Raw genomic sequence first — 13,120 nt, forward strand, 5'->3', positions numbered from 1 at the left:
AGCAAAGAGATGATCCGCAAGATCCTTCCCCACCCCTACCTGACCGTCACGCTGGTGATGGTCTGGCTGATGCTGGCCAATAGCTACACGCTCAATTCGCTGGTCTTCGCGATCCTCGTCGGTCTCGTGATCCCGTGGATCACCGCACCCTACTGGCCCGCGCGCCCGCGTTTCGCGAAGCCGCTGAAGATCATCGAGTACATCTTCATCGTGATCTGGGATATCATCGTCGCGAATATCACCGTGGCGAAGATCGTGCTCTTCATGCCCAATTCCAAGCTGCACCCCGCCTGGGTCACGGTGCCCCTCGACATCGTCACGCCCGAGGCGGTGACGGTGCTGGCGGGCACGATCACGATGACGCCCGGGACGCTGACGGCGGAGCTGGCCGCCGACGGTCACTCGCTGCTGGTCCACGCGCTGCATGCGCCCGACGCCGACGAGGTGCGCGACGAGATCAAGTCCCGCTACGAGGCCCGCCTGAAGGAGATTTTCGAATGATCACCTATGCCCTGATCTTCGCCATCGCCTGCTATTCGCTGGCGCTGCTGTTCAACCTCTACCGGGTCGTCAAGGCGCCGGGCGTGACCGACCGGGTTCTCGCGCTCGACACGATGGCGATCAACGCGATCGCGATGATCGTGCTGTTCGGCATCTGGGAGGGCACGGCGCTCTTCTTCGAGGCGTCGATCCTCTATGCGATGACGGGTTTCGTGGCGACGGTCTCCTTCGCCAAGTTCATCCTGCGCGGCGACATTATCGAGTGAGGGCGTGATGGAACTGTTTTGGGATATCCTGATTTCCGCGCTGCTCGTGATCGGCGGCATCTTCGGCCTCGTCGGCAGCTTCGGACTGGTCAAACTGCCCGACCCGATGACCCGTCTGCACGCGCCGACCAAGGCCGCGACGCTGGGCGTGGGCGCGATCCTGATCGCCTCGATGGTCTGGTTCGCGGTGAAGCAGGGCCACCTGACCCTGCACGAACTGATGGTCACCATCTTCATCTTCCTGACGGCCCCGATCACCGCGCATTTCATCTCGAAGGCCAATATCTTCCGCGACTGGCCGGCCGAGAAGCTGCCGAAGCCCGCAGGCGAGGGCGACTGGGCGGTGCACACCGCCGATGCCGATACCTCGAAGGGCGAACTGGCGGTCGAGCGGGAAAAGAACATCCCGCACGAGAACGACTGACGTTGCGAAACGCTTTGACGCGCGCGTAACCCGTGGCAGGCTGATCCCCGGAGGAGATTTCGGGAGACTTTCGCGATGCGGATGCGGCTGATGCTGTCCCATCTGTCGATCTGGGTGATGATCGCAGTCGTCGCCGCGGCGGTCTATTGGATCGCGCAGGGGCCTTGGTGGCTCTGGGCGGTTGCGCTGCTGGGGATCCCGGCGCAGATGCTCAACGAATACGGGCTCCACCGCTACATCTTCCACATGGCGCCGCCGAAGCGGCAATGGGCCTTCAACTGGCTCTACCGGGTGCATTACGGCCATCACGAATTCCCGACCTGCTGGCCGCTTCTGTTTGCGCCGCTCTCGGTGATCGTGCCGGTGCTCGTGGGCAATACCGCGCTTCTCTGGGCGGTGCTGTCGCTGATCGGCGTGCCTTATGCGTTCGATATCGCCGTGGCCGTCGTGCCGCTTGGCGGAGCCGCCACCTTCCTTGCCTATGAATGGTTCCACACCACCGCCCATGTCACCGTGAAGAAGACCGCGATCGAGCGCCATGTCTCGACGCTGCACAACCAGCACCATTTCCGCGACTTCTCGAAATGGTTTCACGTCACGGCCGGAGGCGAGGTGATCGACCGGCTGATGGGCACCGCGATTTCGCGCGATCAGCTCAAGACCCAGAGCCGCGTCGAGTTCATCCGCACGCTGGGCCTGCGCCCTGACGATCCGCGCCTGATCGCGGCACGGGCGAAATTCGCGCCGCGCTTCGGGATCACCGAGGCAGAGGTCTTGCGGGCGGGGAGTGTCGGAGGGGGCGCTGCCCCCGCGCGCTGACGCACGCCCCCCGGGATATTTCCGCCAAGAGGAAGTTAAACCTTCCGTAACCAGAATCGCCTGACCCTGATCTCGCGGAACAGGCGGGGACGCCGATGACCGCCCAAGGGGAAGCGCCCGGCCTGCCGCCCGCAAACGGGTTCGAGCCGGGCGTTTTTCTTCCTCTTGGGAGAAATATCCTGGGGGAGGCCGCAGGCCGGGGGCGGAGCCCCTTACAGGTTGTCGGTCACGCGGAAGCCTTCGGGGATCGTGTCGCGCCCCTCCAGCACCAGATCGGCCATCACCTCGGCCACTTTCGGCGCCATGCCGAAGCCGATCTTGAACCCGCCATTGGCGATGAAATGCCCCGGACGGTCGGGCCAGTCGCCCAACATCGGCGCGCGCGACTTGGCGCGCGGGCGCACCCCGGCCCAACGGTCGATTACCGGAGCCTCGGCGAGGGGCGGGCAAAGCGCGCGGGCTTTCTCAATCAGCGCGTCGAGCTGTGCATCGGTCGTGTCTGGGGCGTCGAATTCGCGCTCGGAGGTCGACCCGATCGCGACCGTGCCGTCTGAATGGGGAATGATGTGGAGGCTCTCCGCGAAGAGTTGCGGCACGTCGCCAGCCGCGTATCGGAAGAGCGCCGATTGGCCCTTCACGCCGGTGCCGACGGTTTTGCCGACCACCGCGTTCAACTCGGCCAGACCTTCGGCGCCGGTCGCGTGGATGACCGGACCAACCTCCTCGGCCTCGCCGATCACGATCTCCGCGCCCATCGCGTCGAGCGCCGCGACCAGCGCGGCCCCGGCGGCGCGCGGGTTGGCGCGCGCCGTGAACGTGTCATGGATCACGAGCCCGGTGGGCGAGGGCGGTGCGAAGGCCCCGAATTCCGCGGCCTCGGCCACGCGCCATGTGGCGAAGCCCTGCCACAGCTCGGCCGCCCCTGCCGCTCGCTCCTTGGCGCGTGCGATCTGCGCCTCGTCTGCCAACGGCTGTAGCCGCCCGAGGCGGGCATATCCCGGGTCGCCGCCGCCAATGCGCTGCACTTCGGCCCAGAAGGCTTCCGCCATGCGCAGGCTCTCGAATTGGAACTGTTTCTTGGGGTTCCAGTTCTCCGGCACATGCGGGGCGAGCGCGCCGACATGGCCGCCCGAACTGCCCGCGCCGATGCGGCTGCGCTCGATCAGCCGGACCTTCGCGCCGCGCTTTGCTGCCTGATACGCGATCGCGAGGCCGAAGATGCCGCCGCCGCGCACGGTTATGTCGTGTCTGCCGCTTGTCATTTCGCGCCTCCTGCTTCAAGGCTGGGCCGGAGACTGTGGACTATCCCCGATGAACGCCCCTGACCAGAGCAAAGCCGATCTCGATTGGCGCGACGACCTTGTGCCGGTCTCGCGGCGGTTCGACGATCCCTATTTCAGCCTTGCGGGCGGTCTGGACGAGACGCGGCATGTGTTTCTGGCGGGCAATGATTTGCCTGCGCAGCTGCGTCCGGGTTTTCACGTGGCCGAGCTGGGCTTCGGCACGGGGCTGAACCTGCTCGCGCTGCGGCTGGCCTGCCCCGAGGACTGCCCGATCCGCTTCACTTCTTTCGAGGCCTATCCGATGGAGGCGGACGAGATCGCGCGGGCGCTGGAGGCATTTCCGGAGGTCGCGCCAGTGGCCGGTCCCTATCTGGAAGCTTGGGCTGCGGGGCAGCGCCAGTTTCAACTCGGTCCGATCACGGTGGAGATAATCGAAGGGGACGCCCGCACGGCGCTGCCCGCTTGGGATAGCGTGGCCGATGCGTGGTTCCTCGACGGGTTCTCGCCCGCGAAAAACCCCGAGCTTTGGGGCGACGATCTGATGGCCGAGGTCGGCGCCCATACGTCGCCGGGCGGCACATTCGCGACCTATACGGCGGCAGGCTTCGTGCGCCGCGCTCTCGAAACCGCGGGCTTCGAGGTCAACCGCAGCCCGGGCTTCGGGCGCAAACGCCATATGTCGCGCGGGGTGAGACATGGTTGAACAATCGACCCGCCGCGGCATCGCGCTGATGGTCGCGGTGACCTTCATCTTCGCGCTACAGGACGGCATCTCGCGCCATCTGGCCGAGACCTATAACGTCTACATGGCGCTGATGGTGCGCTTCTGGTTCTTCGCCGCCTTCGTGCTGGTGATCGCAGCGCGCAGCCCCGGCGGGATCAAGCGGGCGACGCGCTCGGGCCTGCCTTGGGCGCAGGTGATCCGCTCGCTCATCCTGATCACCGAAGTGGTCGTGATGGTGCAGGCCTTCGTCTATCTCGGGCTCGTCCATTCCCATGCGGTCTTCGCCTGCTACCCGCTGCTGGTTGCGGCACTGTCCGGGCCGGTGCTGGGCGAGAAGGTCGGCTGGCGGCGCGTGGCGGCGATCGGTGTGGGCTTCATCGGGGTGCTCATCATCCTCAAGCCCGGCTTCGGTGTGTTCTCGCCCTATGCGCTGATCCCGCTGGCGGCGGCGACGCTGTTCGCGCTCTACTCGCTGATGACGCGCTATGTGGGTCGGGTCGATCCGGCCTCGGTGTCCTTCTTCTACACCGGCGTGATCGGGGCGCTGGTAATCACGGCGGTCGGCATCTGGCACTGGGAGAACATGATCGCGTCGGACTGGGCGTGGATGGTCGTGCTGTGCTTCACCGCCGCGACCGGGCATTTCCTGCTGATCAAGGCCTATGAGGTGGCCGAGGCCTCTGCGATCCAGCCCTTCGCCTATCTTCAACTGGTCTTCGCCTCGACGCTGGGCGTCGTCGTCTTCGGCGAGTCGCTGGAGTGGAACGTGGTGATCGGCGCGGGCGTCGTGGTCAGCGCGGGGCTCTTCACCCTCTGGCGCGCGCGGGTGGTGGCCGAAGGGGCGTAACCGCCCTTTCGCCTTGGTTCAAAAATTCCGGGGTGAGGCCGTCAGGCCGAGGGGCAGCGCCCCTCAATCGGTCACGTCACCGCGCAGGATGTCGGTGAATTTCACCTCGCCCTTGCCCAGCCGCGCGCGATAGGGCGGGATCGCCTCGGAGACGCGCATGACGTAGTTGCGGGTCTCGGTGAAGGGAATCATCTCGACCCAGTCGATCACGTCGACCGTGCCGATCCGCGGGTCGCCGCGATCTTCCATCCAGTTGCGCGGCCGTCCGGGCCCTGCGTTGTAGCCCGAGGCGACCAGCACCGAAGACGGCCCGAACTCGTCGCGCAGCTCGGCCAGATAGGCGCCGCCGAGCTTGAGGTTATAGGTCGCATCCGTCGTCAGCCGCGCCTTCTCGTAGGGCAGGCCGGTTTTATCCGCCATCATCTTCGCGGTGCCGGGCATGAGCTGCATCAGACCCTGCGCGCCCACCGGAGAGCCCACGCCGATCGCGAACTGGCTCTCGCGCCGGGCGACCGCGAGGACGACTTCTTCCGGCACGCCCAGATCGTGGCTCGTCAGCCCCGGGATCGGCCAGAGCGCCTGCGCGATGATCTCGCCCTTCAGCGCAGCGCGTTTGCCGATGATTAGCGCGAGATAGGTGTCGTCCTCCTCAAGCGCGAAATTCGTTAGCGCACCGAAATTGCCCGGTCCGAGGCTTTCCTCGAGGTGCAGCACGAAGCGCGCACCCAACTCGTTTTCCCCGGCCTCATAGAGCAGCTGCGCCGCCTTGAAGACCGAAGAATGGCGCAGCTTGTAGCGCCGCCAGTCGGGCAGGTCGGGGCCCTTGGCGAAATTCGCGGGCAGAGGCAGGTTCAGCCGCTCCGCCGACAGCAGCCCGTAATAGGCGTCCTGATTTTCCGCGCCTTTGCGCCATGCGGCCTTGGCTTCCTCGCTGCGGCCCAGAACCTCCAGCGCGCGGCCCTGCCAATACCATGCCCGCGCGGAGGAGATCGGCCCGTCCACCGCCTTTTCGAGGTTGTGGAAATGGCTGTAGGCGGTATCGGCACGGCCCAGTTTCAGCGCGGCATAGCCCGCGACCCATTCGAGATCGGCGTAATCCGCACCGCCCGGTTCCAGATGGTGCGAGGAGGCCAGATCATAGGCGCGCTGCGTATTGCCCGCGCGCAGGTCCCAGCGCGCCTGATAGCCGCGCAGCGTCGCCCAAAGGCCGGGGTCTTCCAGATCGGTTGCGGATTTCGACCGCTCTAGGATCAGCTCTGCCGCACCGTCTTCCAACCCGGCGCGCCAGCGCCACATCGCGCGGTCGCGGGCAAGTCCGGCGGAACGCTCGACCATGTATTGGGGCACGGCGGCGACGAGATCGTCCACGCCGTGCTCGCGCGCCTGCAGGGCGATCCGCGCCTCGGCCACAGCCCTGGTGCCCGGCGTGACCAGGCCGACCATCCGGCGCGCATCCGACAGATGCCCGCGATCGAGCATGTTCTGCATCCGCCCGCCATGATCGGCAGAGATAAGCGAAGGGTAGTCGGCGAGAAATTTCGCCTGCTCGTCTCCGTCCATCGGCAGTTGGCGCCATGCGGTCTTGGCGACTTCAGCCGCCAGCGCCTTCTGCCCCAAAGCGAGATGCGCACCGATCAACGCCAGCGCGCCGGTGCCGGTCTGCGGCGGGCCAAGTTTGAAATAGGCGATCACCTCGCGCGGCGGGATGCCGTCGAGCGTGGCCTCGCCCTTCTCGCGCAGCCACGGCATGCCGGGCCAATCGGCGCGGCGGGTGGCGAAATCGAGATAGTCGGCGAAGCCTCCTTCGCCGTCGCGCAGGCGTTTCCACTCGATGACATCGAAGCCCAAGGGGCCGACGCGACGCGCGAGATTTTCAGCCTCGTCCCAGTTGCCGGAATTGGCCGCGGCGAAAGCATCGGATAGCGCCGAACTCGCGGCGCGAAGCGCGGCCGGCGAGAGCGCGAAACTCGAAGCCGCAAGTGCGGCGAGGAACTGGCGTCGGATCATAATGGCTGCTCGTGGTCGCGGGTTTGTCCCTTTGATACGGGCCTCTCACAGATGGGGATGAATCACAAGTTGGCAACCGTCGCGCAACCGCCTATAACCCGGCCGATTTCCGCCGGGACGACTCACCTTCCCGGACCAACCAAAAAAGGAGCGTGTCATGTTCAAAGGGTCTCTTCCCGCACTGGTCACGCCGTTCAAGGACGGCGAACTGGATCTGGACACGCTCAAGAAACTCGTCGAGTGGCATATCGACCAGGGCAGCCACGGCCTCGTGCCGGTCGGCACCACCGGTGAAAGCCCGACGGTGAGCCATGCCGAGCATATGACCGTCATCACCGAGGTCGTGAAAGCCGCGAAGGGGCGTATCCCGATCATCGCGGGCGCGGGCTCGAACTCGACCGCCGAAGGCGTCCGTCTGATCCAGCACGCGGCCGAAACCGGGGCCGATGCGGCGCTCGTCGTGACGCCCTATTACAACAAGCCGACGCAGCGCGGCATGATCGAGCATTACCGTGCGCTGCACGATGCCTGCGAGCTGCCGATCGTGATCTACAACATCCCCGGCCGCTCGGTGATCGACATGATCCCCGAGACGATGGGCGAGCTGGCCAAGCTGCCGCGCATCGTCGGTGTGAAGGACGCGACCGGCAAGCTGGAGCGTGTCTCGATGCAGCGCGCGACCTGCGGGCCCGATTTCATCCAGCTTTCGGGCGAGGACGCGACCGCGCTCGGCTTCAACGCGCATGGCGGCGTGGGCTGCATCTCGGTCACCGCGAACGTCGCGCCGAAGCTATGTGCCGAGTTCCAGGAGGCGACGCTTGCGGGCGATTACGCCAAGGCGCTGAGCTATCAGGACAAGCTGATGCCGCTGCACATGGCGATCTTCCTCGAGCCGGGTGTCGCGGGCGCGAAATACGCGATGTCGAAGCTGGGCATGTGCTCGGCCGAAGTGCGTCTGCCGCTGACCGAGCTTCTGCCCGAGACGAAGACAGCGATCGACGCTGCGATGGCGCATGCCGGTCTGATCTGAGGTTCCGACCCAAGCGAAGACAAGAAAACGCCGGCGCGATTAAGTTCGCGCCGGCGTTTTTCTTTGACGGGTAAGCTTATTGCAGAGCGCTGCGCAGATCGTCCATCGCGACGGAGCTGAATTTCTGCGGCTGTTCCGACGTGCTCGGCGCGGCGGGCGCTGCAGCTTCGGGGGGCGCGTGTTCGACTGCCGGGGCCGGTTGCGGGGCCGTGGGTTCCGCCTTCGCCTCGAGCCGCGGCGTCGCCGTATCGGTCGGCGCGGGCGCATCGGTTTTCGGATGAAGATAGGCGAGGGTCACGGTGATCCGGCGGTTGGAAGGATCGCGGGGCTCTGCCGGTTTCAGCGGATCGGTGTCCGAGAGGCCCGAGACGCGGGTGATGCGCTCCGGAGCGACCCCGGCGGTCACGAGCGCCCGGCGCGTCGCATTGGCGCGGTCCGAGGACAGCTCCCAGTTCCCATAGGTGCCGCCCGCTTTCTGATAGGGCACCGAGTCGGTGTGGCCCGCGATCAGCACGTCATTGGGCAGATCGGAGAGGGCGCGCCCGAGCTGATCCATCAGCTTCAACGTCGGCCCGTCGATCTTCGCGCTGCCCGAGGCGAACATGGCTTTGCCAGCCTGATCCACGACCTCGATATTCAGCCCGTCCGGCGTGCGCCGGAACAACACGTTCTGCTGCAGCGGGCGGAGGTCCGGGACGTGCTGGATCGCTTGCGTGATCCGGGTCTGAAGCGTCTCGAAGCGGGCGTCGTCAATAGCATGCGGCGTGGCGGCGGCGGTCTTCGCGTCGGTCGCGTCGCCGGCCTCAGTCTTTGCCATTGCCGCGGCTGCGAGCTTGTCCGTCGTCGCGTCGGGCGTGGTGTCTTTGGATTTGCCAGAGGCGTTGGCCATCTCGGTCGAGGGATCGGTCGCTTGTCCGACGCCGGGATTGGCGGGGATGGCATCATTGGCACGCGACGCGTTCAAGACGCCTTTCGGCCCGATCGTCTCGCCAGCGAGCGGACCGGTGCCACCGGGCGCCTGCATCGAGATTTTCGCCGGCGCGAAGTAATCGGCGATCCCGGTCAGTTGGTTTTCATCCGACACGGACAGGATCCACATCAGCAGGAAGAAGGCCATCATTGCGGTCATGAAGTCCGCGTAGGCGACCTTCCACGCTCCGCCGTGATGCTCGGATTCGTGATCGTCATCGCTCCGCTTCACAATGATCGGCGCTTGGTTCGACCGTGCCATGGATTGCCCTTTCCCACCTCGCCGACCGGAGCCAGCTGTATTCTCAGGGCATACGTCTTCTGCAGCCCCTGACTGTGGGTTGTCGGATTAAAAATGGGCCAAAAGAGGGCGATAATCGTTCATGATCTGGAAACAAAGCCGCGCGATGGTGGCTTTGGAACCGTTTTCGGGCGGCGGGCGTTGTGCGGCCCGCGCGCGCTCAGGCGTCGTGAAGCGAGGCTTCGAGGTCGTCGCGGCTGTGCTTGCCCAGGCCGACTTTCTTGGCATAGGCCGCTTTGCGCGCCGAATAGCTGGGGGCGACAAGCGGCATATCGGCGGGCAGATTGAACAGGGTCCGATATTCGTCTTCGCTCAATCCGTGTTCCGAGCCGAGATGGCGTTTGAGCATCTTGAAGCCGCGCCCGCAGCACAGGCAGAAGACCTTATCCTCGGTCACCGCGTCTTCAATAGGAAGTGCGGGTTGCGGGCGTGCATGGCTGGCGTTCGCCGTGGCTGTGTCCGTTGCATGAGAGGCGCTTGCCTCGCCCAGCTCCTCGCCAAACTGCGCGGAGAGCTTCGCCACGAGGTCGACCACTTGATCCGCCGTTACATCCGCGCGGGCGGCATAGGCGGCAGCCACTGTCGCGATAATGTTAGCTGCATCCGTGGGCCGATCCTTCGACATGTGGTCTCTCCAATGCTTAAATTTTGCAGTATCCCCGGATTAGTAGAGAAAGTTACGTGCAACATGCGTTTCTGTCAATAAACGCGAGTGTCTGTGCTTGGGTTTCCTGCAAATACATATTTTCTGCGCAGGATTGTTCTGTTGAGTGCTTCGACTGTCCTGGCGGTGATTAATCCAATTTGTCGCGCGTGCGCCAACGATGCTTGGCGAGCTGATAGTCCGGAGCGCTCGTAGGATAGTCCGGCGGCAAATCCCATTTGGCGCGATATTCCTCGAAGGTCATTCCGAGCAGGTTTTTAAGATGACGCTTCAACATCTTGATCGGGCGGCCCGTCTCCAGGCAGATCAGCCGATCAGAAAAGACACTCTCCGAAATCGGCACTGCCGGGGTGCGGGAAGTCGCGGGCGCGCCGGCACAAGCCGGGGATTGTTGCGTCATGTCTACTCTCACATGGTTTTGTTCTTATGGGAAAGATTGAAGAAATTCTTAAAGTTAGGTCAAAGAAATCCAATTTTTCCGCTGAACGTCCGTCGATGCGTCCTATTTCAAGGCACAGGCTGGACTTGTCTGGCAAAAACACGTGAATTATCGCATATCGCAGGGATAATAATTCGAAAATGCAAAGATGTCAGGCTCGGCGGATTTATGCTCTGCCATCCAATTTGACGCTCGGCGTTATTCGGAAGTGACGGTGCAACGGGGATGGGCGTGAGGCCTGAGTTTCGCCCCGAAAGCGCTGAGGGAAACGGGGAGTTGCCTTTTGTTTGGCTCGGACGCCATGCGGAGACAGAACGTCATCATCGTAGCAGAAGAAGGCGCTAAGCAAGGACAGTTGGCCGACTTCTTTCGCGCATGCTGCGGCTGGGAGGCTTTGCCCTTCGCAACTGCGATTGAGGCCGAGCAATATATTCTGCTGCATGGAACCCCATGTATCTTACTGATCAGCCTTGCCGACGCAGAGGGTGCCGCGGATCTGATCCGAACTGCGCGCGTCAGTACGAAGGAGAGCCTGATCTTCTTCGTCGACTCTACTCCGGATGGAGAGCTTGCTGCCGAGATGATTCTGGCCGGCGCCGATGATGTGATCAGGCAGCCTTATTCTCAAAGGGAATTGGCCGCGCGTCTCTGGCTTCGGGCGGGCAACAGTCTGCCCATCAGCTTCCCGAGCGAAGAAAAGCGGGTCGCTCGCCTCAAGATCGACGAGGAAAACCGCCTGACCGGCCCTGATGCCGTCGAGGCGGTGCAGCTCACCCCCACGGAGGGGGAGATCATGATCGAGCTGATCCGGAGCGGCGGACGAATCGTCACGCGGGACGCGCTGTCGCGACGAATCGACAACTGCATGTGGGTCTATGGTGATCGCAAATTCGACGTTCACATCACCAAGATTCGCAAGAAGCTGCGTGACGCGTTTGGCGAGAGATATGTCGTGGAAACAGTGCGTTCGGCTGGATACTCGTTCTACGAGATTCCCGTCGGGAAGTCGCGCAGCCTTACAACTTCAGATTGAGTTGTTGAGTCTCTGGGACTGTTTTAGCGGTAGTCGCTGTCAAGCTATTAATTGTTAACATCTCGGCGACTGATCGTGAGTACACAATCTGTGGTCGCACCGTCGACAAGCTGTGGATGGTTGAGGGGGTGCCCACAACCGATAGTGTTTGAGCCTATGAAAAATAGGCTTTCCAACACTTCGCCCGTTGTCGGTCTGGGGATAACTTGGCGGTCACCGGTTCGCCGCCTTCACGTAGAATTTATCCTTACTCGCCTTACGGTTTAACAATCCTTAACCTTACCGGATCGTGAATCGCTGGTAATCTGCCGTTACTGGAATTTGGGGACTCGGGGATTAGGGATGTCCATGAAAAATAACGATTTGTTGGCGCAGATTTGGGAAGGTTCGGTGACGCAAACGTCATCGGGCGCAGGGTCTCAGGGAAGTTTGGTGGCGGCTGCGCTTCTGCCTGCGCACAGTGTTTTGCTGCGCTCGACTCGCAAGGATGCAAGCTTGCTCGTGCTGCCCGAAGCCGAAGAGCTTCTGCCGGGTATCTCGCTTGGTGATATCCTTGCAGAAGAGCTTGGAATCGAGGTGCCTTATGGAAGCCTCGTGGTGATCGAGCCGACGCAAGTCGCAGGGGTGAAGCATGGTTTTGGGGACCGTGCGATCGACCTCCGGCTGCCGGCGATGGCGTCGCCCGCACGCGGTGGCTTTTCGCTGCACGAAGATGCGCGGGATCGCAGCGCGACCGCGACGGGCAGTCACCTGTGAGCGCGAAGGCCGTGGAAAACGGCCGCGATGCGTTCTGCGCTCGGTTGGCGGACCGAGCCAGTCTGACAAAGTCATGAGAATGCCGCGCCGTCTCGAGAGGCGGCGCGGCCTCCCGCGGCATTAATCCGAGGTTAACCAGAAAAGCCTCCGATTAACTTGCCTTTAATCAAGTAAAGCTTTCTCCAAACATGCCCTCGTGGTCTTCTGTTCTTCAAGGATAGAGCGGATAGAGGCGGAGTAATGTTTGCATTGAGCTTCCGTGCTGCACTTGATGCGCCATTTCTGAATGTTGAAGAAGAACGGCAGGCCATCTCGCGCTGGCAGGAATACGGAGATCGGGACTCTCTCGAAATTCTCCTGCGCTCGCATGTCCGTCAGGCCTATGCGCAGGCGCGTCGCTGGGCGACCAATCCGGTCGAGCTCGAAGACCTCGTGGCGGAAGGCATCATTGGTCTGATGCGCGCCGCCGAACGGTTCGATCTGACGCAGGATGTGCGGTTCTCCACCTATTCGCACTGGTGGGTGATGACCTGCGTCCTCAATGCGCTCGCGCGGATCAAGACGGTGATCGATGTGCCGGCGCGGGTCTATCTCGATGCGCGGATGGGGCGGCTCGACAATCCCGAGGCGAGCCAGCTTCTGACCGGACTGGTGGCGCTGGATGCCAAGTCGTTCGACGACAGCGATGCCGAGATGATGGAAATGATGCGCAGCCCGGACCTCACACCCGAGGAACAGACTCTGGCCGCGTCCGCCGCACGCGCGGCGCATGAGGTTCTGCAAGATGCGTTGGACGATCTGGATGCGCCGGATCGCGAGATGGTGCTGCGGCGCAAGCTGCAGACGCCGCCGGAATCGCTCGACGATCTGGCCCGCGATCTCGGGGTGAGCCGCGAGCGCGCCCGGCAGGTCGAAAAGCGCGCGCTCATCCGGTTGAAGCGATGCCTTGAAAAGCGCGGGTTCAGCCCCGCGATGCTGAACTGAGAGGGCTGGGATGGCACGTCATCTGATGATCGCAGGGCATGGGCGCGCGGGCGCCGGACTGCCTTGCAATATG

Annotated in this window: 15 protein-coding genes; 10 read left to right on the forward strand and 5 right to left on the reverse strand. The window is 63.5% G+C overall.

Annotated features, from left to right (window positions below; translation table 11 throughout):
• The first annotated feature begins 9 nt into the window (after positions 1-9).
• From ACZ7GB_RS14405 to ACZ7GB_RS14420, 4 genes are all read left to right on the forward strand, one after another.
• Positions 10-501 (forward strand): Na+/H+ antiporter subunit E, encoded by a 492-nt coding sequence (locus ACZ7GB_RS14405; protein ID WP_078522020.1) that lies wholly within the window; start codon positions 10-12, stop codon positions 499-501.
• On the forward strand, positions 498-767 hold the full coding sequence (locus tag ACZ7GB_RS14410) for a K+/H+ antiporter subunit F (RefSeq protein WP_078522019.1): 270 nt from the start codon (positions 498-500) through the stop codon (positions 765-767). The genes ACZ7GB_RS14405 and ACZ7GB_RS14410 overlap by 4 nt, the downstream gene beginning before the upstream one ends.
• A 7-nt stretch (positions 768-774) precedes the next feature.
• A complete protein-coding gene (locus ACZ7GB_RS14415) occupies positions 775-1,191 on the forward strand; it encodes a Na+/H+ antiporter subunit G (protein ID WP_078545094.1) in 417 nt (138 codons plus the stop codon).
• Positions 1,192-1,281: 90 nt separating this feature from the next.
• Positions 1,282-2,010, forward strand: a complete 729-nt coding sequence (locus tag ACZ7GB_RS14420) for a sterol desaturase family protein (RefSeq protein WP_472159225.1) — start codon at positions 1,282-1,284, stop codon at positions 2,008-2,010.
• A gap of 212 nt (positions 2,011-2,222) precedes the next feature.
• Here ACZ7GB_RS14420 and ACZ7GB_RS14425 read toward each other — a convergent pair whose 3' ends face one another.
• A complete protein-coding gene (locus ACZ7GB_RS14425; protein WP_472159227.1) occupies positions 2,223-3,272 on the reverse strand; it encodes an NAD(P)/FAD-dependent oxidoreductase in 1,050 nt (349 codons plus the stop codon).
• A 49-nt stretch (positions 3,273-3,321) separates the two neighbouring features.
• Between ACZ7GB_RS14425 and mnmC2 the strand changes: the two genes are divergently transcribed.
• Together mnmC2 and ACZ7GB_RS14435 are read left to right on the forward strand one after the other, a co-directional pair.
• On the forward strand, positions 3,322-3,996 hold the full coding sequence (mnmC2, locus tag ACZ7GB_RS14430; RefSeq protein WP_472159228.1) for a tRNA (5-methylaminomethyl-2-thiouridine)(34)-methyltransferase MnmC2: 675 nt from the start codon (positions 3,322-3,324) through the stop codon (positions 3,994-3,996).
• Positions 3,989-4,864: a DMT family transporter gene (locus tag ACZ7GB_RS14435; RefSeq protein WP_078540295.1), complete on the forward strand. Its 876-nt coding sequence runs from the start codon at positions 3,989-3,991 to the stop codon at positions 4,862-4,864. The genes mnmC2 and ACZ7GB_RS14435 overlap by 8 nt, the downstream gene beginning before the upstream one ends.
• 63 nt (positions 4,865-4,927) lie before the next feature.
• Here ACZ7GB_RS14435 and ACZ7GB_RS14440 read toward each other — a convergent pair whose 3' ends face one another.
• Positions 4,928-6,871 carry a lytic transglycosylase domain-containing protein gene (locus tag ACZ7GB_RS14440; RefSeq protein ID WP_472159230.1) on the reverse strand — a complete coding sequence of 648 codons (1,944 nt, stop codon included), beginning with the start codon at positions 6,869-6,871 and terminating at the stop codon, positions 4,928-4,930.
• A gap of 157 nt (positions 6,872-7,028) precedes the next feature.
• Between ACZ7GB_RS14440 and dapA the strand changes: the two genes are divergently transcribed.
• Positions 7,029-7,901, forward strand: coding sequence for a 4-hydroxy-tetrahydrodipicolinate synthase (dapA, locus tag ACZ7GB_RS14445; protein ID WP_078522012.1), 873 nt, complete (start codon positions 7,029-7,031; stop codon positions 7,899-7,901).
• Between the two features lie 76 nt (positions 7,902-7,977).
• Here dapA and ACZ7GB_RS14450 read toward each other — a convergent pair whose 3' ends face one another.
• The 3 genes from ACZ7GB_RS14450 to ACZ7GB_RS14460 form a co-directional block, all read right to left on the reverse strand.
• Positions 7,978-9,132, reverse strand: coding sequence for a flagellar motor protein MotB (locus ACZ7GB_RS14450; protein WP_472159231.1), 1,155 nt, complete (start codon positions 9,130-9,132; stop codon positions 7,978-7,980).
• Between the two features lie 199 nt (positions 9,133-9,331).
• Entirely contained in the window at positions 9,332-9,796 is a 465-nt protein-coding gene (locus ACZ7GB_RS14455) for a Ros/MucR family transcriptional regulator (protein WP_078522010.1), read from the reverse strand.
• A gap of 169 nt (positions 9,797-9,965) precedes the next feature.
• Positions 9,966-10,235, reverse strand: coding sequence for a MucR family transcriptional regulator (locus ACZ7GB_RS14460; RefSeq protein WP_472159232.1), 270 nt, complete (start codon positions 10,233-10,235; stop codon positions 9,966-9,968).
• Between the two features lie 322 nt (positions 10,236-10,557).
• Here ACZ7GB_RS14460 and ACZ7GB_RS14465 point away from each other — a divergent pair, with 322 nt between their 5' ends.
• The 3 genes from ACZ7GB_RS14465 (at position 10,558) to ACZ7GB_RS14475 (ending at position 13,047) form a co-directional block, all read left to right on the forward strand.
• The gene (locus ACZ7GB_RS14465; protein WP_472159234.1) at positions 10,558-11,307 is read left to right on the forward strand and encodes a winged helix-turn-helix transcriptional regulator; all 750 of its coding nucleotides are present in this window, start codon (positions 10,558-10,560) and stop codon (positions 11,305-11,307) included.
• Between the two features lie 348 nt (positions 11,308-11,655).
• Positions 11,656-12,063: a hypothetical protein gene (locus ACZ7GB_RS14470; RefSeq protein WP_146684022.1), complete on the forward strand. Its 408-nt coding sequence runs from the start codon at positions 11,656-11,658 to the stop codon at positions 12,061-12,063.
• Between the two features lie 240 nt (positions 12,064-12,303).
• Entirely contained in the window at positions 12,304-13,047 is a 744-nt protein-coding gene (locus ACZ7GB_RS14475) for a sigma-70 family RNA polymerase sigma factor (protein ID WP_472159236.1), read from the forward strand.
• The last annotated feature ends 73 nt before the right edge of the window (positions 13,048-13,120 follow it).

This window comes from Thioclava sp. PTB-PU3-1 (genome assembly GCF_055666785.1).

Bases quoted from the DNA above. Each gene is read 5' to 3' on its own strand.
- ACZ7GB_RS14405 (WP_078522020.1), top strand. From the start codon at position 10: ATGATCCGCAAGATCCTTCCCCACCCCTACCTGACCGTCACGCTGGTG.
- ACZ7GB_RS14410 (WP_078522019.1), top strand. From the start codon at position 498: ATGATCACCTATGCCCTGATCTTCGCCATCGCCTGCTATTCGCTGGCG.
- ACZ7GB_RS14415 (WP_078545094.1), top strand. From the start codon at position 775: ATGGAACTGTTTTGGGATATCCTGATTTCCGCGCTGCTCGTGATCGGC.
- ACZ7GB_RS14420 (WP_472159225.1), top strand. From the start codon at position 1,282: ATGCTGTCCCATCTGTCGATCTGGGTGATGATCGCAGTCGTCGCCGCG.
- ACZ7GB_RS14425 (WP_472159227.1), bottom strand. From the start codon at position 3,272: ATGACAAGCGGCAGACACGACATAACCGTGCGCGGCGGCGGCATCTTC.
- mnmC2 (WP_472159228.1), top strand. From the start codon at position 3,322: ATGAACGCCCCTGACCAGAGCAAAGCCGATCTCGATTGGCGCGACGAC.
- ACZ7GB_RS14435 (WP_078540295.1), top strand. From the start codon at position 3,989: ATGGTTGAACAATCGACCCGCCGCGGCATCGCGCTGATGGTCGCGGTG.
- ACZ7GB_RS14440 (WP_472159230.1), bottom strand. From the start codon at position 6,871: ATGATCCGACGCCAGTTCCTCGCCGCACTTGCGGCTTCGAGTTTCGCG.
- dapA (WP_078522012.1), top strand. From the start codon at position 7,029: ATGTTCAAAGGGTCTCTTCCCGCACTGGTCACGCCGTTCAAGGACGGC.
- ACZ7GB_RS14450 (WP_472159231.1), bottom strand. From the start codon at position 9,132: ATGGCACGGTCGAACCAAGCGCCGATCATTGTGAAGCGGAGCGATGAC.
- ACZ7GB_RS14455 (WP_078522010.1), bottom strand. From the start codon at position 9,796: ATGTCGAAGGATCGGCCCACGGATGCAGCTAACATTATCGCGACAGTG.
- ACZ7GB_RS14460 (WP_472159232.1), bottom strand. From the start codon at position 10,235: ATGACGCAACAATCCCCGGCTTGTGCCGGCGCGCCCGCGACTTCCCGC.
- ACZ7GB_RS14470 (WP_146684022.1), top strand. From the start codon at position 11,656: ATGAAAAATAACGATTTGTTGGCGCAGATTTGGGAAGGTTCGGTGACG.
- ACZ7GB_RS14475 (WP_472159236.1), top strand. From the start codon at position 12,304: ATGTTTGCATTGAGCTTCCGTGCTGCACTTGATGCGCCATTTCTGAAT.